Source organism: Geomonas sp. Red32 (assembly GCF_023652955.1).
Classification (GTDB): Bacteria; Desulfobacterota; Desulfuromonadia; order Geobacterales; family Geobacteraceae; genus Geomonas.
In genome coordinates this window covers 159,870-183,741 of record NZ_JAKLOY010000011.1, presented here as the reverse complement: position 1 = coordinate 183,741, position 23,872 = coordinate 159,870, and the positions used below count along the sequence as shown (strand labels likewise).

Below are 23,872 nucleotides of genomic sequence, written 5' to 3'. Positions count from 1 at the left end.
TTTTGAATACATCGAGGTTGACTACAACCGTAACCGCCGTCATAGCGCCAATGGCAACATCAGCCCGGCAGCGTTTGAGGCCAGACAAGCCGCTTAATTTCGTGTCCGTTATTGCTGGGCAAGATCAGTGTGCCCTTCTGGGGTCGCGTCTGTAAAATTTACTTTTTCAGCAGATCATGAACCTTTTGGGCCCTTTGTGTTTTTGGCCTTAGCGACTACCGAAGCAGACGGCGCTGGCCCGGGGGCAGGTTTGGATTTGTTGCAATCTCCACTGGCAGGTTGATCGATCCGCGGAAGGGGGAGGGGGCCTGGTGGCATAGCGGGTTGGAAATAGAGCACAGGCGGGTGATGTTATAAAGGGTGGAATCGAGGGGATGTAGAGGCGATTTTTGCGCTTCTGGAATTACGAGGATCTTAGAGGAGAACAAGATCAATGTTCGCAGGAAACGCATGCAACGCATAAGCGTCCCGGTTGTCCCCTGGGAAGGAACAAGAATGACCTGACCGGTCTTGTAAATCGTTGCGTTTCTCCAGTGATGAGATCGCCCGTGCCCTCTCCCCCCGAGGTGTCACCCAACCTTTCAATTTTCTGTCCGAAGACCAGATCAGGCCACCAAGATCAACCTGCTATGGCCACTAATAAAGCAAGAACAGCTTTCACAGCCTTGCCAACAGGTTCTGTCATGCTTCCGACAAATTTTGCCGCCTCCAAAATCCCTTCAGCTGACATTTCATACCACTTTTTACGAGGTTTCGTCGAGACCGCTTCAGTAGTGAGTGAATTGAGGTCTTTCGCAAGATTTTCTGCGGCATCAGGTGGAAGTTCCTTTGCAAGCCGAGTAACTTCGACATGGAGGTTTTCCAGCTTATCTTTTAGGTCGCTGGATGCGTCCAGCCCCTTGACTTTATTAAAGCTGTTAACTATTTGATTTGCCGTTACTACGTTGATATCACCAACTACGCTGACGTTACCAATCTGAATTTTGGTTGACATCTGCCCTCCCAAAATATAGGCAATTCGTCCTTCTTGAGCTCGGTCAATATATTTTTTTACCCGCTCCGCTAACTGCCAGTGAAGATTTTGAAGTGTTGCGTCTTTCCCCGGAATTGCAACTTCGAAAGCATCATGTACTGCATTGAACAAAGAAATTTGTTCGATACCTAGGCGTTTCCCCTTCTGAATTGTTGGCAGAGCCTCCTCTAGATATTCAGCGATTTGATCCAATTGGTCAAGGTTCTCTCCCAACGTTAGCTTACACCCTGGGCCGATTCCGATGTTACAAAGTATGCGGTTCAAGCACTCTCGCTCGGCATGCATACGTGTCAAGCAGATGCGAAGCCTTCTAGTAGCATCCGGGTCCCCTCCTTGGCCAGTGGCAATCAGCCAAGTACTGCAAGATTGACCATCGATTATCAACCAAGTATGAAATATCGAAGCTGAGGCCTCTGGCACATCGAGAACATGCCGTGTATACGGTAGAGCTTTTGTGATCAAAGATGGTTGGGCGACCTCAATAATAACAGCCGGAGTTCCTGGACAGTACCACCATGGCTGTTGCTCATCTTGGGGCGCTATCTTACGTTTTGTGGTGGCCGCAAGATACACCTCAGAAAGTATTTTGCTCGCATGAATCAATTTGACGATATGCGGCTTCCTATTCGACTGCGATGCACTCGTGATCAAATGGTTTCCCTGCGTTCTCCTCTTGTGCATTGGAATCCGAAGTAAGTTTGTCAGCAAAACTGACCATTCTTGGCCCGAAACTCCTTTAGCATCGGCGTCTTCCACATCAAGTTGCAAAGTGACTTCGAAGCGCGAGACGGGGCCAAAAGAATAGAATCGACGGTAGGCGTTGACTACTTTTGCTTTCAGGGAACCAGTTCCCAATTGGGCCAAGCCAAGGTGATTAGGAAAGCGTAGGGCTAATGCCGCACCACAATAAACATCCTCCCCCGGCCATTCTCGTATTCCACCCTTGCATCGCTGGGTTAAGACACCTGAGGTGCGAATGAAGTCTTTTCCGATTTCCGCAGGCGGTGAAAGTTTTGGAGTGGCTACCCCCTTATAACCGAGAAATTCGCGTAGATCTGCAAACGGAAACTGGACGGCAAAATACATGGGTTGAACCTCCTGGTCGAGCACAACTGCTTCGGAGGGCGCCTTCGTGAGAAGGTCTTTTAACACGTCGCTACCGGCATAGTCGTAACTTGCACGGCTACAACATGAGAGCACAGATAAATTTACCAGATTTCGATGGGTCTGCAATGCGGCATCCGGTGGATTTTCTGTGGCGAATTGAAAGGGCCCGAATGTGGAAGGCAAGGAGTTGAACGGTGCCCATCTGGGGGCTCGTCTGTGAAATTTCCTTTTTCAGCAGATCATGAACCTTTTGGGCCCTTTGTGTTTTTAGCCTTAGCGACTACCGAAGCAGGCGGCGCTGGCCCGGGGGAGGTTTGGATTGTTGTAATCTCCACTGGCAGGTTCATCCATCCGCGGAAGGGGGAGGGGACCTGGTGGCATGGTGGGTTTGAAAAACGGCACAGGCGGGGGGAGGTTATAAAGTGGATTCGCGTTTGACGAAGGGGACTGGCACTTGCGGAGCCAGTCCCCTTTTTCGTACGGGCGGAGGAGGGGATCTGCTAGATGATCTTCAGGCCGCGGAGCAGAATGATGCCGATCGATATCGGAGCCACGTATTTCAGGAGGTAGAGGAAGAGGGTGATAACGCCGCCGTTTTTCAGCTCGCCGTCGTTGGATAGCGCCTCCTTTACCTTTTGCGGGCCCCACACCCAGCCGGCATAGAGGCAGATGAAGAAACCGCCAACCGGCATCAGAAGGTTGGAGGTGAGGAAATCGTACAGGTCGAAGAAGGTCATCCCAAACGGCTTCACCCCGGCGAGGACGCTGTTCGAGAGCGCAGCCGTAGAACCGATCAGGGCCAGCAGGATCACGGTCATTGTGGTGGCCTTCAGGCGCGACATGGAGAAGCGGTGGTGCAGGTAGGCGACCGGCACTTCCATGATGGAAAGCATCGCTCCGGTCGCTGCGATGGCCGCCAGCACGAAGAACAGCATCACGAAGGCGCTGCCGAAGGGGATCTGCGAGAAGACCGCCGGAATGGTGATGAAGAGGAGCGATGGCCCGGCCTCCGGCTTGAATCCGTAGGTGAAGACCGCCGGGAAAATCGCGATCCCAGCCAGGATGGAGACGGTGAGATCGGCGAGCATGACGCGCAGCGCGGTCAGGGGGATGTTCTCTTCTTTGGTGAAGTAGCTACCATAGGTAATCATGGTGCCCATGCCGACGGAGAGTTTGAAGAAGGCAAGCCCCATCGCGGTGAGGAGCACGGCCCCGGTGACCTTTGAGAAGTCGGGACGGAAAAGGAAGTTGAGCCCCGCGGCGGCTCCCGGCAGCATCAGGCTGCGCACCCCTATCATGACCAGGATCGCGAAGAGCACCGGCATCAGCCGCTTGGTGGTTTTTTCGATCCCCTTGGAGACACCCGCGATGATGATGGCGCCGACAAAGACCAGCACGATGCACTGCCAGAACACGGACTGAACCGGGTCGGCGATGAGCTTCTCGAAGGCGGCTGAGGTTACTTTGGGATCGGTGGAGAGCAGACTACCGGAGGCGGCTTTGAAGACGTAGGCGATGACCCATCCGGCGACCTCGGTGTAGAAGGCGAGGATCAGGAAGGCCGACAGGACTCCGGCCGCCCCGATCAGTCCCCACTGGGCACGTTTAGGTTCCAGGACCCGGAAGGTGGTGAGGGCATCCGAGCGGGAGCGGCGGCCAAGCATCAATTCGGCGATCATGACCGGTACCCCTGCCATGAAGGCGGCGAGAATGTAGACGATGATGAAAGCGGCTCCCCCGTTTAGTCCGGTGAGCGACGGGAACTTCCAGATATTGCCAAGTCCAACGGCCGAGCCAAGGGTGGCGGCGATGACGCCAAGTCCAGAGGTGAAACTGTCTCGAGATTTAAGAGGGGTTACCTGATCTGCTACAACGCAATCTTCAGAAGTCTTTCCCACGAATTCTAGTTCCTCCACGTACAAATCCTTTGTCTTGCTATAGAATTAACGGCCTGCGAAATGCCATAGCATCCTACCCTTAAAGTTTTCCATTGTAAAAACAATTTTGGTTTACCTAAACAGCTGAAGTGGGGGGCTCCAGGTGGGACCGGTGGTTCTGGCTGGTCTGGCTAAGCAGGGCTCGGCACGACTCATTCTTTAATTTTCAATGGGCCCGTACCTGTCGCTAAAGGATCAAGGGTAAAGACCTTACCCACAGGCTTTCGCCCGTAATTGGCTGCCGGATCGGCGCATTGAGGGGAGGAGGGCGGTCTATGGAAAGAAGAGCCCATTGAACTGACACAGCCTCGCAGTACACTTGCTTTACTCCCCCACTCACAGACATAACTGAGCTTTCAATCCCGAGATACAGTTGCCATCTTCAAGCAACCATGTGCCATTGCCTTTACGCTGAAAGGAGGCGCTTATGTTGCGAAGCAAAGGTGTAATTGGACGGGTGTTCCTATTACTGGCGTGTGCCCTCTGGGTGGTTGCTGCCACCGGGATAACCGCGGCGGCGGAACCAGCCGGACAGGGCGAAGCGATGGAGATACCTTCCCCCGTCAAGGCCGACCGCTGGCAGGGGCATGCGAGCTATGTCTTCGGGTACAAGTTCATGGAGTCGGGGTGGGCTCCGGCGGACGGCCAGGCGGAAATCGGGCTGGTGGATGTCGACGTCCAGAAGGAGAGCTGGCCGGTCAGCTTTGCCTGTCAGATGCTCCTTACCTACTCCGATTACGTCCCCGACGGGATGGCAGGCAACACCTCGGGCGTGTGGGAGGTCAACCTCGGCATTCGGAAGTTCTGGGTCGACAGTACCTATCCGAGCTTGCGCAGTTTCGCCGGCGGCGGCTTGGCAATCGTCGGCTCGACCACCAGCACGAACCAAGCCGGCGACACCACGAACGAACACAGCAGCGCGGGCCCCGGTTTCTGGCTTGACGCCGGCCTCTACTGGAACTTCGTAGGATCCTTGGACCTTGGCGTCCAGCTCCAGTACACGCGGGGGTACATAACCCTGGCAGGGAGGGACCTCGACGCCGGTGGCCTCCACCTGCTCGGGATGATCGGCTACCACTGGGGGTACTAGCATCATGGGGACGGACGTCGTACCAGTCGCCCTGTTACGCCTATGCCCCCGCCGATAGCCACCGGTTGAGGAGGCAAATTGCCCCAAATAAGGTTCATTAGCGGCTTTTGGAGCTGTTTTTAAGCGGTTTTTCCCCAAAACGTACCAAAAATCGGTAAAAACGAGTCGTTTTTTCCGAAAACTGGTCCTTTTTCTGTTTATTTCACTCCGTTTTTTACCTTTTCTCATCCCGAATCTTGTCTTTTTGCTGGCGTTTTCGCTAATGAGGCCTCATATGCGGCACGAGTCGGTGCTGTTTGCCCCGGTTTTGATCTCTTTTCCCCACTTTTTGGTTCTTTTTCTCCGAAAATCCTACCATTTTGCTTCCGATCGCCTCCGCGAAATCTCCAGGCGGATCCTTTTTCTCCGTCAGCCGACTCAAAATCCTAGGAAATCAACCTTTTTCGGAGGGAACCTCGAGGAGAAAACGGCTGAGGGGGAGAAAATCTCCGGAAAAAGGATAAAAAATTAAAAAAAATTCACATTTCTGTTGACCGAGGTATACTGGCACCATCGACGGATCGAAACGGTTGGAAAGGAGTGTATATGTCACAAGGGAAAAGCTTACTGGCGCCGCTTGCCGACGCCGATGCCCTGTCCCTGATGAGACCTGCAGTGGCGGTTTACAACAGCCCGGATTCACCCTTCTCGGTGATTCCGGCCCAGTTTCACCAGCCGGCCGAGGTGCAGACTGCTTATGATGTATTCAAGGCCAAGTACGAGGCGGCTCACCCGAACGAGCCCCCCCAGACCACCCAAGACCGGAAAGCCCAGAGGAAGGAGTTCAATGAGACCATGGGGTGCTTCCTCGATCTGGTTGAACTGGCATCCCGCAAGGATCCGAGCCTCCCCGCGAGGTTCAGCCTGCACACCCTTAGCTCGCTGAAAACGAAGCCGAGCAGCAAGTTGTCGGAGACCTCGTCCCCCTCCCTTCAGCTTCAGGCGGTCGACAAGATCCTGAATACGGTGCAATGCAAGGTGCCGGGCGGTGCGAAAAAAGGGATCGAAGTCCACCTTACCTACGACGACCCGAGCAACGAGAGCAACTGGCAGCGCTTCGATTCCTTCTTCCACGCCAAGTTCCAGATGGCAGGCCTGATCTCCGGCAAAAGGGCCTACCTGAGGGGCCGTTATGTACTCGCCAAGGGGAAAAAAGGTCCCTGGTCGGAAATGGTTAGCATCATGGTCCCCTAGCTTATTACTCTCCGATCCGTCCGAAGATTGGGCCCCGTCTCTACCAACCAAGAGATTAGGGGCTCTTTTTTGTCGCCCGCGCGCGGGCACTGTTAACACGTTGCCTTCCTGCTACAATTATCAGGTTTGACTGCTTTATCCTCCCCAGCGTCCCCCTTCAACCGTGTACCGTGCTATGTGTTTCCGGCATTGCCAGCTCCGCCGCTCCGCCGAAAAGGCGAGGAAGGCGGCGCTCGAGCACCTGGTCGCCTCGATGCGGGACGGGGCCTTCGCCCCCTTTACCCAGAACGCGGTGGTCCAGGCGCTGCTGGTTCCCCTGGGCGGGATCGGCGTCTACGCGCTCGATATCCTGGCCAAGCTGAAGATATAAATAATCACGCGACGCAAGGAGGTTTCGGATGACCCAGAAAATGGTAGTGACGGCAAGTTCGCTGAACCTGCGCGAGGGGCCCAGTGTCGACGCGAGGGTGCTCCACATCCTCAGGCAGAAAGAACAGGTGATCTTTATGGAGGCCTCGGCGGACAACTACTGGTTCAAGGTCCGGCGCGAAGGGGGCGAAGCCGGGTGGGCAGCGCATAAGTTCCTGACCGCGCTGGCTCCCCCCTCGGATGCTCCGGTCTGGCTGCGGATCGCGGAGGGGGAAAAGGGGGTCCACGAGGTGCCGGGATTCGCCAACAATGCCCGGATCGTGCAGTACCTGAAATCGACCAGCCTGGGAGAGCCGTACTGCTCCTGCGACGAGACCCCGTGGTGCTCCTCGTTCGTCAACTACTGCATGGAGAAGGCGGGGTATGAGGGGACCGACTGCGCCGCTGCCCGCTCATGGCTTGAGTGGGGGAAAAAGATCGACACCCCGTGCTTGGGCTGCGTCGCGGTCCTCAGCCGCGAAGGTGGGGGGCACGTCGGTTTCTACGTGGGAGAGTCGGCGGCGACGGTTACCCTGCTGGGCGGAAACCAGGGGGACAAGGTCTGCCTCGCCGAATTTCCGAAAAGCAGGGTGCTCGGCTACCGGATGCCCTCTCCTTAAATGAAAGGGGGGACTGGCTCCGCCGCGGTGCCAGTCCCCCTTTCCGGCCACTTCTTTCCTTCCGTACCGTTGCAGGCGGCCTACCTGCGCGCCGCCTGCAACTCTCCCACTATTCCCCCACCGGCGCCTTCTTCAGGATCTCGTCCCCTTTAGTCGGGGTTGTGGTAGCCACCCTTGGTCCCGTCGTAGTTTTCCAGCGGCAATTCGTAGATCGTGGGGGACTGGAGGCGCTCGTAGCCCGGTGGGAGCTGGCGGGCGGTTGTGCGCGGATACCGGGGGAGGATCGGCTTGGGCGGGATTGGCTTCATCTGTCCGTCCCATGCTGGACAGAGGGCCGCCGGAAACGCCCTCGCGACGCAACCGCGGTTTGGGCTGCCTCGGGCGGCAAGCTCCCATGAAGCTGGGGGGCGTGCGCCAAGGGTAACGTTCCCGTATCGGAAAAATTAAAAAAAATAAGTTAATTTGCAAACTGTAACCCGACTTATGTGGGGTGGCCGATGAAAGGCTCTTCCCGGAAGGTCAAAGATGATGAACTGTTACACTGTTTTGAAATTGCCTAGTACGGATTTGTGACCCTTATTGAGGCGGTTTGGGTCATATTAGTGATATTTTTATTTCTCTTGACAGTCAGGATAGCCACATAGTAATACCGATCAAAAAATTACGATTACTGTATGCATGTAATTTTGTTTCGCTGTTTGTGTGGTGTATAGTCGACAAAGTTAATTAAACATACACTAAATCGCGTGCCATTGATAAGGACGCGTCCTGAGTAATCGGGGATTTGTTTGTAGATGCAGACTTCAAACGAGACGCCGTGAAGTGTGTGAACTACATGCTTGGAGGCAAGGCTATGAACAGCGCGAAAAGAAGAGCAGAGCTTTGCTTGGACGATATTCTTAGACAGCTCGAAGCGACGAAATTCCATGGAAGCGTCACTATCCATTACGCCAGTGGCAGTCCCCGCAAGATCGAATACAAGTCTGTCCATGATCTGATCGGCGATGGGGGGCGGAAGGCTTCCAACTCCGGCTCCTGACGTTTCCGTAAGGTGGCCGGGACGCGAACGGTGAAATGGCGTTGAAATTCCGCCATATCGCCGGGGATGCCTGGTGGCGCTGGTGGGATGGGCTCCGGTTTCCCGTATGTTAGGGACGGGCATATCGATTGCATTAGATTTACCTGCTTAAAGCTGGCTTGTGTTTGCTGGGTTTTTGAAATTTATTAGATAGTTGTAATATTGGGCTCATCGTAATAAGAGGCCGAATAATGTACCCGTTCGCGGGCGTTATTCGGCCTTTTTTTGTTCCAAAAGTAACGGCTCCGCCTCCAGGCGAGCTCAGGGAAGAGACCAACCTCCAATTTTTTGCGTCTCGGTGGCGGCAATCGCGTCCGTTTCCGGCCAGCGGCGCTTCCGGTTTTATGTAATGCATCACCTGTATTTATCGAAGGAGGGAACCTGTGGAATTGAAAACGCGTTGTTCCAAATGGATGCTGGCGGTACTGCCGATCCTGCTGTTTAGTTTGACGGCGACACCCGCCGGGGCGGCCCAGCAGAAGATCAGTTCCTTTTCGGTTGGAACTCTCGCCAAGAACAACCTTGCTTACGGGGTTGCCACCAGTGGGATCGATGCCACCTTGACCATCTCCTGGAGCAACGGTTCCGGCGGGGCCGCAAATTTTTCATCCTCCACCCTAGCCGGCCTTACCTGCGTCTTCAACGGCGGAGCCGCGGTCCCAATGGGGCAGACGTCAGCCCCCATGACCTGCTCGACCGACGGAACGACTCCGGCTGGATCTCACACGATAACCGTTACCCAGGATTCCAATTCGGTCAGCAGCACGTTTACCCTGACCATCGTGAAGGGAAATCCCAGCGTGAGCGCCTGGCCCACGGCCTCAGCTATCACCTACGGTCAAAACCTCGCATCCTCAACGCTGACGGGAGGGAGCGCGGCGGTGCTTGGCAACTTTGCCTTCACCTCTCCGGGGACCTATCCGGGTGCCGGTTCCGCTTCTCAAGGAGTGACCTTTACCCCCTCCGACACGGCCAATTACAACAGCGTGACCGGTTTGACTACCGTCCTGGTGAACAAGGCGGCCCCGGCCATCTCGACTCTTCCCACTGCTTCCGCGATCGTTTACAAGCAGCCCCTCTCGGCATCAACCCTTACCGGAGGAGCGGCATCGACCCCCGGGACCTTCGCCTTCAGCGCCCCCTCGACGGTTCCCTCCGCAGCGGGGACCTATAGCGCTGCGATCACCTTCACTCCCGATGACGGGACCGATTACAATACCGCCAGCGGTAACGTGAACGTCGCGGTCGGCAAGGCGAGCCAGGCGATTGCCGTCGATACCGCCGCTCCCGCGACCGCAGCGCCCAACTCCACCTTCAACGTCGCGGCCCACGCCGATTCATCCTTGCCGGTCGCGATAACCGCCAGTGGCGTATGCAGCGGCAGCGGCACGAGCACCGGCGCCGGTTCCACGGTCGCCATCACCATGTCGGGCACCGCCGGTACCTGCACGGTCAACTACAACCAGGCGGGTAACGGCAACTACAGCGCAGCCCTCCAGGTTTCGAGCTCCACCTCCACGACGAAGCTGGCCCAGGTCATCGCCTTCGCCCCGCTCGGGAACGAAACCTACGGCGCCTCCGATTTCAGCCCGGCGGCAAACGGGGGAGACTCCGGGAACCCGGTTACTTACACAAGCTCGAACCCGGCAGTGGCCACCATCACCGCGGGCGGGCTGATCCACATCACCGGGGCGGGAAATACCACCATCACCGCCAGCCAGGCGGGGAACGACACCTACAGTGCGGCTGCCGACGTTGCCCAGCCCTTCACCGTCGACCCTGCCGTCATCACCGTCACCGCCGATAACAAGCAGCGCCTCTTCGGCACGGATAACCCTCCCTTCACCGCCACCTACAGCGGCTTCGTCAAGGGCGACACCGTTTCGGTGATCTCGGGCGCCCCCGTCTTCACGACCACCGCCGATATCAACAGCCCCAAGGGGAGCTACGATATAACGGTCGGCCAGGGGACCCTCGCCGCGGTCAACTACACCTTCGTCTTCGTCAAAGGGACCCTCGCGGTCGACCTTGCCAGCCAGACCATTACCTTCAACCCGATCGGTGCGAAGAACTACGGAGATGGGAGCTTCGACCTCTCCTACACACCGGGGGCTTCCGGACTGCCGGTCACCTTCGAGAGCTCCAACACCGCGGCCGCCACGGTGAGCGGGAAGACGGTCACCATCACCGGCGCCGGTAGCGTCACCATAACCGCCAGCCAGGCCGGTAACGACAACTACGCCCCGGCCACCGCACAGCAGACCTTCAACGTGGCGAAGGCGGTCATCACCGTCACCGCGGACAACCAGAGCCGCGCCTACAACACCGCCAACCCGCCGCTCACCTACCGTTACAGCGGCTTCGTGAACAGCGAGGACCAGGGCGTCATCACCGGCTCCCCGGCCATCTCCACCACCGCCGTCATCGACAGTCCGGTGGACGATTACCCCATTACCGTCGACCAGGGTACTCTCTCCGCCGTCAACTACAGCTTCACGTACGTACCCGGGACCCTCGCCGTCGGCAAGGCCAGCCAGAGCATCGGCTTCACTGCGGTACCCGCCAAGGTCTATGGCGACGCGGCCTTCGACCTCTCCGCCACCGGCGGCGCCTCGGGGAACCCGGTGACCTTCGTAAGCTCTAACAGCGCGGTCGCCACGGTTAACGGGAGCAGGGTGACCATTGTCGGCGCGGGGAGCACGACCATTACCGCGAGCCAGGCGGGGGACGCCAACTTCGCCCCGGCCACCGCCCAGCAGACCCTGAATGTCGGCAAGGGGACCATCACGGTGACCGCGGCCGACGCGACCCGCCCGTACGGAAGCTCCAATCCGGCCTTCACGGCAAGCTTCAGCGGCTTCGCCTACAACGACACCGCCGCCTCGCTGCAGGGGGCGCCTTCGCTTTCCTGCGCGGCCGACGCCTCGAGCCCGGTGGCGGAGTACACCATCCTCGCCACGGTCGGGGACCTTTTCTCGAACAACTACGACTTCAGCTACGTGAACGGGAAGCTCACCGTCACCAAGGCGACCCCGGCTGTAACGGCGCTTCCGGCCGCGAGCGGGATCGTCTTCAACCAGGCGCTCTCCGCCTCCACCCTTTCCGGCGGGACCGCCTCGGTGGACGGGACCTTCGCCTTCACCACTCCGTCGGCGATACCTCCGGCAGCAGGAAGTTACAGTGCCTCGATCACTTTCACCCCGACTGACACCACCAATTACGGGACGGTCAGCGATAGCGTCAACGTGGCGGTGGCCAAGGCGTCCCCGGTCATCACGGTCCTGCCGGTGGCGAGCGGGATCACCTTCAACCAGGCCCTCTCGGCTTCGACCCTCACGGGCGGAGCGGCCTCGGTGCCGGGCAGCTTCGCCTTCACCACCCCCTCGACCGTGCCTTCGGCTGCGGGGAGTTACAGCGCGGCGATCACCTTCACCCCGGACAGCAGCAACTACAGCGCTGTGACGGCGAGCGTCGAGGTGGCGGTGGCCAAGGCGGCCCCGGCCATCACGGCCCTTCCGGCTGCGAGCGGGATCACCTTCAACCAGGCGCTCTCTTCCTCGACCCTTTCCGGCGGGGCGGCCTCGGTGCCCGGCAGCTTCGCCTTCAGCGCACCTTCGACGATCCCTCCGGCGGCAGGGACGTACAGCGCGTCGATCACCTTTACGCCCGACAGCAGCAACTACAACACCGTGGCGGGGAGTGTCAATGTCGCGGTGGCCAAGGCGACGCCAACCATCACTACCTTGCCTGCCGCGAGCGGGATCACCTTCAACCAGGCGCTCTCCTCCTCGACGCTTTCGGGCGGGACGGCCTCGGTGCCGGGCAGTTTCGCCTTCACCACCCCTTCGACCGTGCCTTCGGCGGCAGGGACCTACCGCGCGCCGGTCACCTTCACCCCGGAGGACCGCGGCAACTACCTAAGCGCCGCCGGAAGCGTGGAGGTGGAAGTCGGGAAGGCCGCCGCCACCGTGACCGTGGAGGCGCTCAGCCAGACCTACGACGGGACGCCTAAAGCGGTGACCGTCACCACCAATCCCGGCGGGCTGGCCGTCACCATCACCTACGCGGGCTCCAGTTCGGCACCGGCCGGGGCCGGGAGCTATGCCGTGGCCGCCGCCGTCAACGATGCCAATTACCAGGGAAGCGCCAACGTCACCCTGGTGATCGCACCGGCTGCCCAGTCGATCGCCTTCTCCGCACTCTCCAATAAGAGTTACGGGGATGCCGACTTCGGACCGGGCGCAGTCGGGGGAGCCTCGGGGAACGCCGTCACCTACACGAGCTCGGATCCGGCGGTGGCCACCATCACCGCGGGGGGGCTGATCCACATCGCCGGGGCCGGTACCGCCACCATCACGGCGAGCCAGGCGGGTAACGACAACTACAGCCAGGCTGCCGAGGTCGCCCAGCCGTTGACCGTCGACAAGGCGCTCCTTACCGTCACCGCCGGCAACGCCAACCGCGCCTTCGGTGCCCCCGATCCGGTCTTCACCGCCACCTACACCGGATTCGTCAACGGGGAGACCGCCTCGGTACTCACCGGCGCGCCGTCCTTCAGCACCAACGCGGACGCGGCCAGCCCCGCCGGAAGCTACACCCTCACCCCGGCGCTCGGCACCCTGACTGCGGCTAACTACAGCTTCGCCTTCGTCAACGGCACCTTTGCGGTTGGGCTTGCCAGCCAGACCATCACCTTCAACCCGGTCCCTGCGAAAACCTACGGCGCCGCGGACTTCGACCTCTCCTTCACCCCGGGCGCCTCGGGCGAGCCGGTGACCTTTGCGAGCTCCGATTCATCCGTCGCCACGGTGAGCGGGGCCACGGTGACCATCGTCGGGGCCGGTACCGCCACCATCACCGCCAGCCAGCCGGGGAACGCCAACTACGCCTCCGCCACCGCGCAGCAGGATCTCAACGTAGCCAAGGCGCTCGTCACCGTCACCGCCCAGAATGCCAGCCGCGCCTACAATGCGCCGAACCCGCCACTGACCTACCTTTACAGCGGGTTCGTCAACGGCCAGACCGAGGCGGTTCTCACCGGCACTCCGGCCATCGGCACCACCGCCGTCGCCGGAAGCCTGGTGGGGAGTTACCCGATCACGGTGGCCCAAGGATCGCTTTCGGCGGCGAATTACAGCTTCGCCTTCGTGGGCGCTACCCTCGCCATCGACCAGGCCAGCCAGAGCATCGTTCTTGGGGAGGTCCCCGGCAAGGTGTACGGCGACGCCCCGTTCGACCTCAGCGCAACCGGGGGCGCCTCCGGCAACCCGGTTGCCTTCGCCAGTTCCAACGCGGCGGTGGCCACCGTCAGCGGGAACACGGTGACGATAACCGGTGCGGGAACGGCCACCATCACCGCAAGCCAGGCCGGGGACGCCAACTATGCGCCAGCCACCAACCAGCTGACGCTGAACGTCCAGAAGGCTTCCCTCACGGTGACCGCGGCTGATGCGGCCCGGCCGTACAACACGGCCAACCCGGAGTTGACCGCCACCTTCACCGGATTCGTCAATAACGACACCTTAGCCTCGCTGCAGGGCGCACCGGCTCTGTCCTGCGCGGCAACCGCATCGAGCCCGGTGGGAGGGTACCCGATCATCGCGACGGTCGGGAACCTCTCCTCGAACAACTACACCTTCAGCTACCTCAACGGGACGCTGACGGTCGGGAAGGCGACACCGGTCATTACCTGGGGGAACCCGGCTGACATCTTCACCGGTACGCCGCTGTCGGCAACCCAGTTGAACGCAGCCGCCTCCGTCCCGGGATCCTTCAGCTATACACCGGCACTGGGAACCGTGCTGCCGGTAGGGAGTGCGGAAACGCTGACGGTGGAATTCATCCCCGACGACCCCGCCAACTATGCGGGGACCTCCAAGAGCGTCGCGATCAACGTGGCCGCCAAGATGACGGCGACGGTGACGCTTGGGAACCTGAACCAGGTCTACGACGGGAACGGGAAGAGCGTCACGGTCACCACCTCCCCGGGGAACCTCGAGGCCAGCATCACCTACAACGGGAGCGTGATCCCCCCCACCGTGGCGGGGAGCTACACGGTACTCGCCACCGTCAACGACTCCCGGTACGAAGGGGGGACGGTCGGAACGCTCGTGATCTCCAAGGCCAGCGCGACCGTGACGCTGGGCGGGCTCTCCCGCGTCTACAACGGCAACGAGCTCCCGGCGGCCGTAACCACCACCCCTGCGGGACTCGCCGTCGGATTAACCTACAACGGCAGCGCGACGGTACCGGTTGCGGCGGGAAGCTATGTGGCCGCCGCTACGGTCAATGACACCAATTACCAGGGGAACGCCTCCGGAACGCTGACGATCGCCAAGGCGGCCGCCACCGTGACCCTCGGCGGGCTGAACCAGCTCTACAACGGGAGTGCGAAGAGTGCCACGGCCAGCACGTCGCCGGGCGGCCTGGCGGTCGGAATCACCTACAACGGGAGCGCAACCGTCCCGAGCGTGGTGGGAAGCTACACCGTGGTCGCAACGGTCAGCGATGCCAACTACTCAGGAAGCGCCACCGGCACCATGATCATCGCGCAGGTGACCAGCGGCGTCTGCGGCAGCGCCAACGGGCAGACGTTCGCGTCGGCTCCGGCCTCGAACCTCTGCTCGTCGGGGACGGCATCTTCCATTTCCGGCTCCGGCCCGTGGGGATGGAGCTGCAGCGGCACCAATGGCGCCTCCACCGCTTTCTGCACGGCCAGCAAATCGGTACCCATCCCGCCCGCCGTGGCTGGGCCGCCGAGCGGTTCCTTCGCGGCGGTCAAGTCCGGTGCCAGCTTCACCGTGAGCCGCATCTCGGCAGGGGGGGCTGCCAAGGTGCTGGCAAGCAATACCACCGAGACGACCTTTACCGACACCTCGGCGCTGCTGCCCAACACCGTGTACCAGTACTCGGTCGTCTCCGATACCGACCCGACCGAGACCGTCTTCATGACCATCCGGACTCCGCTGTACAACGGGTGGAACATCGTGGCGGTGCCCTACCAGACCGCCGGGGTCAACCCGTCCAGGTTCTTCGCCAGCACGGTCAGCGTCATCTACCAGTGGGTCCCCTCGGGCGCGACCTCGGAAGACAGCACCACGGTGCTCGGCTCCTACAACGTCGTGTCCGGTTTAAACCCCGGTAACGGTTACTTCGTCAAGGCGATCAACAGCAGCACGATGCTCACCTACAGCGGGACGGCGGGGCCTGCCACCGCCACCGTGCCCCTCAAACCGGGGTGGACGATGATAGCCAACCCGAACACGGTCAACAAGACCAACGTCGGGAGCGTCTGGCAGATCGACGGCAAGCCGTTGACCGACGCCATCGCCGCCAACCAGATCGGGGGGAGTTTCTACTGGTGGAACGGCACCACCTACGATTCCTGGACGGTGGCGAGCGATCCGGTCATCGAGCCATGGAAGGGATACTGGATCCTCAACCTCGACTCGGTCAACCATACCCTGACTATCAAGTGATGAATGAAATGAATGAAAGGAGATTGAATATGCTGAGGAGACTGACGCTTTGGGAAAAGAGTATTGCCCTTGCCATAGTGGCCGCTGCGGACACGGTGTATGCGACTCCACCGCCTCCGCCGTCCAGTGCCGTCATCCCGGTCACGCCGCTGGGAGGGGAGGGGGTGTACATCGCCACCGCCATCGGAATGGCCGCCTATGGGGTGTGGAAAGCTCGTAAATAAACTGCTTCTTCAACTCGCACTGACTCCCGTCACCCCTCCCTGATGCTTCCGGGTGTGGACCTGCCCCTCACCTCTGCCCTCTCCCGGTGGGCGAGGGGCTACGGTCGCGGACGGGGGCGACGCCTCAGGCACGAGCGGATCGCCGCCCGTTCGTGTCTTTTTCTCCTTTTCGGTCAAGTTGTCGCCTCCGCCCCGGCGGAACGATCGCGACCTTCGGCCTTTGTCCCGGCATCGGGGGCAGGGGCCATTTTTTTCTCTGGGCCCAACGTAGTGGGAGTCGCGCCTAGTGGTGACAGCCCGGCCACATTGCTCGGCTCTCTTACTCTCTCCTGTAAGGCCTCAGCCTAAACTGCGACGCGCATTGCGCCCAACTCATGGGCTTTGCCGTGGACGTTGATGGCTCCCCGCCAGACGAGGACAACCCGGGCATGATCAGGCTCGACGATCAGCGTGTCGAGTTGCAGGAAGATTTCTTCCTGGGAGTGGCAGCGACGGAGTGTGGGGGCGGTCACCTCTGGGCCGACAGACGACCAAAGTAGGGGGAGTCACAATGAAACAGTCCCTCTCTTCAATCACGGCAAGCTGTAGGGTTTTACCTCCGTTTTATTTAGAAGGATTATGTACTTTCCGTCGTTCAAGGAGTTGTGGATGACCCAAGGATTGTCGCTGATCTCGAGCTTCAGTTCCATAGGACGATCACCCGTTTCGGCAGAAAGCCTCTTATAGGCAGCGTTGATCTCTGCCTCATCAAAGAAAATGTGTGCACCGATTCCGAGACCGGTTTTGTTTTCCCAGTAGACCGTTATGTTTTGGGGTAACCCACGATAGGTCCGTACGTTCGAAGTGTGGTTAAAATCGAAATATTCTTGCTCCCCATTCAACGTCCTCAGCCACAGTTCCCGTTTTGTCTGCCCACCGACCGAGAGATTGTATTTGTACTGTTTACTGTAATAACCGGATATCCCTTGAAGCACGCCGTGTTCCTTTAGCTCTTTTTGTTGCTGAGAAGTAAGCGAGTCGCGGAGAACCTCATTGATGTAATCGGATCTTGAGATATCGTCATTATCTAAAACAACCTTCCAGTCCAAAGTCACTTCTTTGGCCTTATAATTACCCACTTCTTCGGTGATTCCTTCTGCTGCAACCCAAACCGACACAGCGCCCTCCGGCCCAAAGCCAACCAGGAACCAGTAAGCTGTTGGTTTTTTACCAGTTCGAGAGCTTATCATTGTCCGAACTAGCTTCAAGATCGAGTCGTATGGTAATTCGAAATCACCTGAAAAAAATTTGTTCTCTGTATAGGAAAACCAGGTAGCCGTCAGCTTTACGGGAAGAGATTTCATCGTCTCTCCGACGATGTGGGTCGAGCCAAGTTCACCCCATCCGTTGTCGATGATAGCTTTGGCTGGGACGTATAGCGAGTGGCCGTCTTTAAGAATCAGGTCTCCTTTTATTAACGTCATGGGAAATTTTCGGTGGGCACATTCGGTTGGGAGCCAATCAAACTTTTCTGTTGTTAACATAGAGAATATCCCCCAAGCTCCTGCGTCGAGTGGTGAAAAGGATAGTGCCACGAACAAAAAAATTAATATAACTCTAGCCATTAAGCACCTCCCGCTCTCTACTGCCATTTACAAGGTCATCGTTGGTGAACCGTGGCAGGTTGCAACCGGAAAATTCCTCAAAACAAGCAGAAAAATGAAGAAAATCATGCCTCAATCGTTTCATCATATCCGTGTTCAGGTTCAACCAATAATCGGGCGAAGACATAGGTGATCCAAGAATAAAACTTTCTATTTCTTTGAGACAAGAAGGAATTTTATAGTTTCTCATCAGAGCTGGTCGGAAAATAACACCTTTCTCAGTAGCGTGCTCAGCCATAATCTTTAAAGGTATTCGATGAAACCAGTTGCTAATCGACCTTCGAGTCACCTTCAACCTATTAAAAATATCGACTTCTTGAATCTCATCCTTATGATACCATCCCGATGCTAGTAACCATTCCCTCTCTCTCACGAGAGCAGCTTCGTCAGCGGTGCTGAGACCATTTTTCCCGTAAACCACCATTACCTGATGATCTACCTCATCCTCATTGTCTGCATAGCCACCACCGATGTCTGAATGACAGCCTGGCAGGAATAACTGGATGCCGTGAGGTGCGCTATCTATATTTGTAAGAGCAAAATGTTGACGATGTTCCTCTGCGGCAGCCAACTGAACCACGTATTCGGCATGTCTTATTGCGTCTAAATCGAGATCAAAGGTGTCGTTGTGGTTTGATAACCCATATGAAGCGACTGTATCGTACAATCCAACGAACCTTATTTTAACTTCACCAACAAAGTGACCGCTCGATTGCAACTTTGAAACTAACGTATCTTTTTCTCTGAAAAGGGCAGCATGTATGAAATGTCTGGCTGCAGCTGCGCCGCGGCTGAACCCAAAACAATCGAGATGTAAAAATTCAATCCTCTGGCTGTTCTCAAGCCGGTGTGTGATGTTCTCCATTACCTTAGTAATTCCTTTTTCTACTTTGCCCCGTATCCCAGTTGAACCCCAACCAAAAGCTTTCCCGTTCACGGTGTCACTTTCTTTATCTTCGGTGCCAATTCCTTCTATATATTGAGAAAAGCAATAATTATAATCAGCAGTTCCATTGTAGTGCCGTTCCAGGATGGCTATGTTGGTAAAATCATTTTTATAACTGTCACCTTTGATTATGCCGTTCTGGCCTTGCTCGGTATTTGTCCTGTTATTAAGCGTTCCGTCAAAGAAGATAGCCGCTCGTATCTTCGCCGGATTGTCTGCTGGTTGACTATGAGGTTGTTGGCAGTGGTGACATACCGATCCGGCTTCCTGGGAATTGCTTGCATATTCGATTCGCGAGGGCGTCTTTGTCATGGCAACCTCTCCAGGTTGTCTTCCAACTGCAACTTTATCAGCGGTGACATGTCCTCAAATTGCCGCTCAAAATACTGCAGCCTGGCATATTCGTCCAAGCCTGGTCTCTTCAAAATGAAACGTAGATGAGGCGGCAATGGGATACTAAAGTCGTATATGATCTTGTACGCGATCAATTTTTGAATGCTGGGCCCTGAGAGCACGTCGTGTTTTTCGGCGAATTCGATCATGTTCTCAATGAACTTGGTCAGGTCACTGTCGGATTGCTTGCCGCTCCACTCGCCGAAGTTTTTCCTGATGAAGTTCACCGTCATTCCGATGAAGCGCTTCTTCTGCTGCTGCTCCGTCGCCGTTTCGTTCTTGGACACCTCTGTCTTGGTTTTCGGGGCACCGGCGACCGTACCTACCAGCATAATCAATACCGAGATAGTCAACAGAATGGTTTTCAATTCTCCCTCCTTTGTCGTTGTCTATGGCAACAACGCCTCGCTAAGTTGATGTGCTACGTGACGGAACTGGCTAAGCCGACTTCCGGGGTTGACCCGACGCAGAGGGCACTCCATAGCGGGTATATCTGATATATGGCCGTTTAGTTCTCCGCCACGTCTTCCAACCTCAGCTTAATCAGCGGAGACATGTCCTCAAGCTGGCGCAAGAAATACTCCAACCTGCTATCTTCGTCCAAGCCGGGCCTCCTCAAAATCAGCTCCAACTGCGATGGCAAGGGGATGGCGAACTGGTCAGTAATCTTGTACGCTATCAGCTTTTGAATGCTGATCTCTTTGCGCAGGCCGTGTTCTTCGGCGAAGCTGATCATGGTCTCTACGAAGGCGGTTAGGGTTTCGTCTGATTGTCGCCTCCACTCAGGGGAGTTGGTCCTGATGAAGTCGATCGTTTTGCCTATGAAGCGCTTCATCCCCGCCCGTTCCATGGCCTCAATTTGCTCTTTTCGAATCGTGAGCATGACTTTCCCCCTTGCCTCGCCCCCATTGGCTGGTTGTACCGGAGAGCATGATGAACTCGTTAGAATAGGTTTAAACGGTATCTGAGGAGCCTTCCTGGGTAAGGTTCCTCCCCTTTATCGGTGGATTTCTCGACCGAAAGGCAAAGCAGCTCCCGGTCATTTTCCGATTCAAGGTAAATCGTGGTGACCGGGCCAAAGAACTGGTCGAGCTCCTTCTCGTTGCAGGTCGGCAGATAGTCTCGCAACACTCGCGGATCATAGAACCTGAACAGTCCTTGCCGGCCATCGTAAAGCTTCACGAAGAGCAGCATTCGCAGGTGGCGTCGAACCGTGGCGAAGTCACTCGGGCTGGCGAAATAAATCCCCCAGCTATTTCCCCAGCCCGCCTTTATGAGCTGCTCAAGACTGGGTGAAACGGCGGGCATCCATATCAGGTGTGGGCCACGACCGTCCATGTCAAAGGCAAGTCTTTGGGGGTAGAGGATCTCGTAGGGGCTGTCTAGTTCATCCAGTACCGAAAAGGTTCTGCGGTCTCGGGCGGTGTCAATGATTGCATAGAGCGGTGTATTGAGACGGCTTAGGAACCGATGCACCTCCAGAGACATCGCCGATCCGGTATCCTCGCAAGAGTCCCCGCGCATCCTATTTCTCCATGACGATCAGCGGACTTTCGGTGGCGGCAGCTTCCTCGGCACAGCGTCCCCCTGAGCTCGTCCCAATCAGGACCGTCCCGCATCCTCCGATGATGATTCCCCCATGGGCAGTTTTATCTCCTGTGCGCGCGGCTGGCCGGTTGTTGATCAACACAGTCGGCTCGCCTTCGATGATGGTGTCGGCTGATCCGTTGCAGTGGATACGATCCCCGACCCGTGCCGCCGGCTGACCTCCCATGAAGACGTTGGGGGAGCCTTCCAGAATGGGCCCTCCGTCATGTGAAGTGGAATTCTCCGTGATAGGACATGTATGCATGTCACCTACGCGTGCGGCTGGTTTTCCCATGGCACCCTCCTGAGGTACTAGGTCGTCTTTCAATTTGGTGATTGGTTAGTATGAATTAATCTTTCCTTCCGTCAAGTTGCCAACGTTGGAGCCGTTTTGGTTAATTGTTAACCTTCACGACGACTCCCTTTATCTCGATGCAGGAAGGATCCAGCACGATTGTGCTAGCGCCGCATCGCAGGGTGATCCTGGAGTTGGCGGTCAGGGTGATCTGGTCGGCTGCTTGTAAGGAGGTCGCTTTCACGGTGGTGGTGCAGTTGCCGCCGATGGTGGTGGTGCTGTGTTGGTTGACGCTTTCGGTCTTGTCGTTTTTGACCAGGATGTTCCAGTCTTTTTGGCTTTGGAGGTAGATTTCTTCGGCGCCCTTGGCGTCGTCGAAACGGAGCTCGTGGTGGCCTTCGCCTTGGTGGGTTTTGGTTCGGAAACCGCTTTGGGTGACGCTCTTTTCGAGGGGATTGATGGGGAGGTTGTCGGAGTTGTAGACGCAGCCGGTGACGATGGGACGGTCGGGATCGCCCTCGAGGAAGTCGACCAGCACCTCGTCGCCGACCCGGGGGATGAATTGGGCTCCCCAGGCATTTCCTCCCCAAGCCTGTGCCACACGGAGCCAGCAGGAGCTTTTGTCGTCGCTCTTTCCATCTCTGTCCCAGTGGAACTGAACCTTTATCCTTCCGTACTGGTCGGTGTGGATCTCGTGCCCTTTGGGACCGACCACAATGGCTGTTTGCAGGCCTGGCACGGCCGGTTTCAAGCTTCGGATGGTCGGGCGGTACTGGGTCTTGGCCGGAATGACGGTGAATTGGTTGTCGTACGAGGTGCCGCCTGAGGACGTTTCCTCAAGTGTCTGGTGTTGGGAACCGGTGTGAGAGACCTCGATGATGAGGTATTGGGCGTTGAGGCTCGCGGAATGGTGATCGGTAAGGAGGAAAGTGTAGCCGGGAGTAAGCCGGCATGAGGAACTGTGGCCGTGCCCCTGCTTTTCCAGCGCGACCAGTTGCTCCATCCGGACTTTGGCCAGTGCAGCGCCATCGGCCTGGGACGTATGGCGGGCGGCATATTCATACACCTCACACTGGGGCTCTTTGGCTGTGGTCTCCTTGGTGGTGAGGTTTAAGCCGGGTTTTTTGAAGTAGAAGTTGCTGTGTGCGAAGGCGTCGGATGTCTTCCGGTGGGAGAAGGTGAAATGGGTGACGCTTTCCTTTTCGGCTACCATCCCTCCACCTGGGTTGCAGGTGATCGATGCGTCTCCCGGGATGGGGATGTGGACCGCTTGGTTGTCGCTCATGACGAGGACGTGTTTGTCCTGGTAGTGTTCGAAGAAGTAATAGATCCCTTCTTCCTCCATGAGGCGGCTGATGAAGTCGAGATCGCTCTCCTGGTATTGGACGCAGTTGCCGCGCGTTCGGTCGGTGTTGACGAGGGCAAAGCGGTAGCGGTCGGAGGTAATACCGGCCTTCTCCAAAACGGTGGCGATGATGTCGCGGGTGCTCTTATCCTGGAAAATTCGGCAGTTCCTGCGGAGCGAGAGGAAGAAGAGGGACGGCACTACCTCTGCCTCGTAGAGAAACTTCCGGCCGCTCTTGCCGGTGTGTTCGAATCTGCGGATGACACCGTTGAAATACCGGTCGTCGCCGCGCATGACGGTGTCGTTGCGGGTAATGGTCAGGAGGGCGGGGCTGGCGAGGATGTCGTCGGGGTTGCCGAGTTCACTGGCCGTGGCAATAGCGACGGTGACAGAAAAGGGAAGCGACATCCATTCGGAAGCATCGAAGTTCACTACCGGCAAGTCGACTGGGAGTCCGAAAACGCTGAAAGAGAAGACGGGCGTTGGATGACTTAATGGCCGGCTCATATGGCGATACCCTCCGATTTTGTCTTGTTACCTGAAAATGTTGCTGGATTCACCGTCCGCGCGTCAGTAGAGGCCGAGGTACAAGGCGGTTTTAAGTCCGACAATGCCGTTGGCGGGGATGCCGTGTTTGCGCTGGAAATCGATTACGGCTGCTTCCGTTCTCGCTCCGAAGCGGGCATCCGCAGCGAGATGGTATTTTCTTGTTATCAAGGCGTTTTGCAGGACGGCAACGGTGGGCCCCTTGTCGCCTTTGCGCAGGCTAAACGCGTCGTGTGATGACGACGGTGTGCCGGCCCGATCGGAACCGGCAGGAGGGATTGTTTCTTGTCTGTTTTTGGAAATGGGGCCCAACATCCCGGCTCTTTGCCACTCGATCAACTTCTCCTTGCTCACCTCGAAGTGCATAGCGTCTTCGGACGTACGGTAACGTCCACCCCAGAACCAGCCATGGCGGTTAAAAATACGTGCAATGAGGGTAAGGCCATAAAATGTTTTCCCGTTGTTGTATGGGTCGAGTTTTCTGTTCAGCAGCAGGTCAATGGCCGTCCCCCATGCATGATTACTTATCTTGGAAGGCGCGCCTGGTTTGTTTTTGTTTGGCCGCATGTTTCGGACGACCAGCATGCCGTATCCCTGCAGCCCGGCATACACTGCAGGCTGTTCCTTTGCGATATCTACCATGACACTGGTGAGACTCTGTACGGCTGGACGCAATCCTTTTACTGTGAAACGGCCAACATTGGCCTCAACCATAAGAGCTGCAAGAGTAGAATTCGTTATAGGCTGATCTTCCTGTGTCAACAGTTTTCTAGGCCTACCAAGAAGGGTTGTCATGAAATCTTGCGTCGCAACAGTCAAGCCGACGTTCATATTTTCAGGTACCGAAACTTCATCGGTAAGGTTTGGGGCGCGTCCTGTCATCGGTGACTCTCTTTGTAATCTGTGTTA

18 protein-coding genes are annotated in these 23,872 nt (G+C 57.4%); 7 read left to right on the top strand and 11 right to left on the bottom strand.

Translation table 11 applies throughout. From position 1 onward, the window contains the following. Positions 1–619 precede the first annotated feature (619 nt). Together L4X63_RS21905 and L4X63_RS21900 are read right to left on the bottom strand one after the other, a co-directional pair. Positions 620–2,119 (bottom strand): hypothetical protein, encoded by a 1,500-nt coding sequence (locus L4X63_RS21905; protein ID WP_250680799.1) that lies wholly within the window; start codon positions 2,117–2,119, stop codon positions 620–622. A 521-nt stretch (positions 2,120–2,640) separates the two neighbouring features. Further along, on the bottom strand, positions 2,641–4,038 hold the full coding sequence (locus tag L4X63_RS21900; protein ID WP_250680798.1) for a sodium-dependent transporter: 1,398 nt from the start codon (positions 4,036–4,038) through the stop codon (positions 2,641–2,643). Positions 4,039–4,504: 466 nt separating this feature from the next. Here L4X63_RS21900 and L4X63_RS21895 point away from each other — a divergent pair, with 466 nt between their 5' ends. The 4 genes from L4X63_RS21895 (at position 4,505) to L4X63_RS21880 (ending at position 7,428) form a co-directional block, all read left to right on the top strand. Further along, on the top strand, positions 4,505–5,167 hold the full coding sequence (locus L4X63_RS21895) for a hypothetical protein (protein WP_250680797.1): 663 nt from the start codon (positions 4,505–4,507) through the stop codon (positions 5,165–5,167). 585 nt (positions 5,168–5,752) lie between these two features. After that, positions 5,753–6,400, top strand: coding sequence for a hypothetical protein (locus L4X63_RS21890; RefSeq protein WP_250680796.1), 648 nt, complete (start codon positions 5,753–5,755; stop codon positions 6,398–6,400). 163 nt (positions 6,401–6,563) lie between these two features. Continuing rightward, a complete protein-coding gene (locus L4X63_RS21885; RefSeq protein WP_250680795.1) occupies positions 6,564–6,770 on the top strand; it encodes a hypothetical protein in 207 nt (68 codons plus the stop codon). A 28-nt stretch (positions 6,771–6,798) separates the two neighbouring features. Next, positions 6,799–7,428 (top strand): TIGR02594 family protein, encoded by a 630-nt coding sequence (locus L4X63_RS21880; RefSeq protein WP_250680794.1) that lies wholly within the window; start codon positions 6,799–6,801, stop codon positions 7,426–7,428. 149 nt (positions 7,429–7,577) lie between these two features. Here L4X63_RS21880 and L4X63_RS21875 read toward each other — a convergent pair whose 3' ends face one another. Continuing rightward, complete coding sequence (locus L4X63_RS21875; protein ID WP_250680793.1) at positions 7,578–7,736, bottom strand: hypothetical protein; 159 nt, start codon at positions 7,734–7,736, stop codon at positions 7,578–7,580. 545 nt (positions 7,737–8,281) lie between these two features. Between L4X63_RS21875 and L4X63_RS21870 the strand changes: the two genes are divergently transcribed. From L4X63_RS21870 to L4X63_RS21860, 3 genes are all read left to right on the top strand, one after another. Next, the gene (locus tag L4X63_RS21870; RefSeq protein ID WP_250680792.1) at positions 8,282–8,467 is read left to right on the top strand and encodes a hypothetical protein; all 186 of its coding nucleotides are present in this window, start codon (positions 8,282–8,284) and stop codon (positions 8,465–8,467) included. Positions 8,468–8,889: 422 nt separating this feature from the next. Then, positions 8,890–15,984, top strand: a complete 7,095-nt coding sequence (locus L4X63_RS21865) for an MBG domain-containing protein (protein ID WP_250680791.1) — start codon at positions 8,890–8,892, stop codon at positions 15,982–15,984. 29 nt (positions 15,985–16,013) lie between these two features. Next, positions 16,014–16,208: a hypothetical protein gene (locus L4X63_RS21860; protein ID WP_250680790.1), complete on the top strand. Its 195-nt coding sequence runs from the start codon at positions 16,014–16,016 to the stop codon at positions 16,206–16,208. A gap of 572 nt (positions 16,209–16,780) precedes the next feature. Here L4X63_RS21860 and L4X63_RS21855 read toward each other — a convergent pair. The 8 genes from L4X63_RS21855 to L4X63_RS21820 form a co-directional block, all read right to left on the bottom strand. Beyond that, positions 16,781–17,812 carry a DUF2931 family protein gene (locus L4X63_RS21855; protein ID WP_250680789.1) on the bottom strand — a complete coding sequence of 344 codons (1,032 nt, stop codon included), beginning with the start codon at positions 17,810–17,812 and terminating at the stop codon, positions 16,781–16,783. Next, positions 17,805–19,109 (bottom strand): phospholipase effector Tle1 domain-containing protein, encoded by a 1,305-nt coding sequence (locus L4X63_RS21850; RefSeq protein WP_250680788.1) that lies wholly within the window; start codon positions 19,107–19,109, stop codon positions 17,805–17,807. Before L4X63_RS21850 ends, L4X63_RS21855 begins: the two co-directional genes overlap by 8 nt. Beyond that, positions 19,106–19,558, bottom strand: coding sequence for a hypothetical protein (locus L4X63_RS21845; protein ID WP_250680787.1), 453 nt, complete (start codon positions 19,556–19,558; stop codon positions 19,106–19,108). The genes L4X63_RS21850 and L4X63_RS21845 overlap by 4 nt, the downstream gene beginning before the upstream one ends. 140 nt (positions 19,559–19,698) lie before the next feature. Further along, entirely contained in the window at positions 19,699–20,073 is a 375-nt protein-coding gene (locus tag L4X63_RS21840) for a hypothetical protein (RefSeq protein WP_250680786.1), read from the bottom strand. A 59-nt stretch (positions 20,074–20,132) separates the two neighbouring features. Beyond that, the gene (locus tag L4X63_RS21835) at positions 20,133–20,678 is read right to left on the bottom strand and encodes a DUF4123 domain-containing protein (protein ID WP_250680785.1); all 546 of its coding nucleotides are present in this window, start codon (positions 20,676–20,678) and stop codon (positions 20,133–20,135) included. Positions 20,679–20,715: 37 nt separating this feature from the next. After that, complete coding sequence (locus L4X63_RS23980; protein WP_502799937.1) at positions 20,716–21,042, bottom strand: PAAR domain-containing protein; 327 nt, start codon at positions 21,040–21,042, stop codon at positions 20,716–20,718. A gap of 130 nt (positions 21,043–21,172) precedes the next feature. Continuing rightward, the gene (locus L4X63_RS21825) at positions 21,173–22,924 is read right to left on the bottom strand and encodes a type VI secretion system Vgr family protein (RefSeq protein WP_284694763.1); all 1,752 of its coding nucleotides are present in this window, start codon (positions 22,922–22,924) and stop codon (positions 21,173–21,175) included. 63 nt (positions 22,925–22,987) lie between these two features. Beyond that, on the bottom strand, positions 22,988–23,845 hold the full coding sequence (locus tag L4X63_RS21820) for a M15 family metallopeptidase (protein WP_250680783.1): 858 nt from the start codon (positions 23,843–23,845) through the stop codon (positions 22,988–22,990). Positions 23,846–23,872 lie beyond the last annotated feature (27 nt).

Coding starts and splice junctions, on each gene's coding strand:
- L4X63_RS21905 (WP_250680799.1), bottom strand. CDS start 2,119: ATGTATTTTGCCGTCCAGTTTCCGTTTGCAGATCTACGCGAATTTCTC.
- L4X63_RS21895 (WP_250680797.1), top strand. CDS start 4,505: ATGTTGCGAAGCAAAGGTGTAATTGGACGGGTGTTCCTATTACTGGCG.
- L4X63_RS21890 (WP_250680796.1), top strand. CDS start 5,753: ATGTCACAAGGGAAAAGCTTACTGGCGCCGCTTGCCGACGCCGATGCC.
- L4X63_RS21880 (WP_250680794.1), top strand. CDS start 6,799: ATGACCCAGAAAATGGTAGTGACGGCAAGTTCGCTGAACCTGCGCGAG.
- L4X63_RS21875 (WP_250680793.1), bottom strand. CDS start 7,736: ATGAAGCCAATCCCGCCCAAGCCGATCCTCCCCCGGTATCCGCGCACA.
- L4X63_RS21870 (WP_250680792.1), top strand. CDS start 8,282: ATGAACAGCGCGAAAAGAAGAGCAGAGCTTTGCTTGGACGATATTCTT.
- L4X63_RS21860 (WP_250680790.1), top strand. CDS start 16,014: ATGCTGAGGAGACTGACGCTTTGGGAAAAGAGTATTGCCCTTGCCATA.
- L4X63_RS21855 (WP_250680789.1), bottom strand. CDS start 17,812: ATGGCTAGAGTTATATTAATTTTTTTGTTCGTGGCACTATCCTTTTCA.
- L4X63_RS21850 (WP_250680788.1), bottom strand. CDS start 19,109: ATGACAAAGACGCCCTCGCGAATCGAATATGCAAGCAATTCCCAGGAA.
- L4X63_RS21840 (WP_250680786.1), bottom strand. CDS start 20,073: ATGCTCACGATTCGAAAAGAGCAAATTGAGGCCATGGAACGGGCGGGG.
- L4X63_RS21835 (WP_250680785.1), bottom strand. CDS start 20,678: ATGTCTCTGGAGGTGCATCGGTTCCTAAGCCGTCTCAATACACCGCTC.
- L4X63_RS23980 (WP_502799937.1), bottom strand. CDS start 21,042: ATGCATACATGTCCTATCACGGAGAATTCCACTTCACATGACGGAGGG.
- L4X63_RS21825 (WP_284694763.1), bottom strand. CDS start 22,924: ATGAGCCGGCCATTAAGTCATCCAACGCCCGTCTTCTCTTTCAGCGTT.
- L4X63_RS21820 (WP_250680783.1), bottom strand. CDS start 23,845: ATGACAGGACGCGCCCCAAACCTTACCGATGAAGTTTCGGTACCTGAA.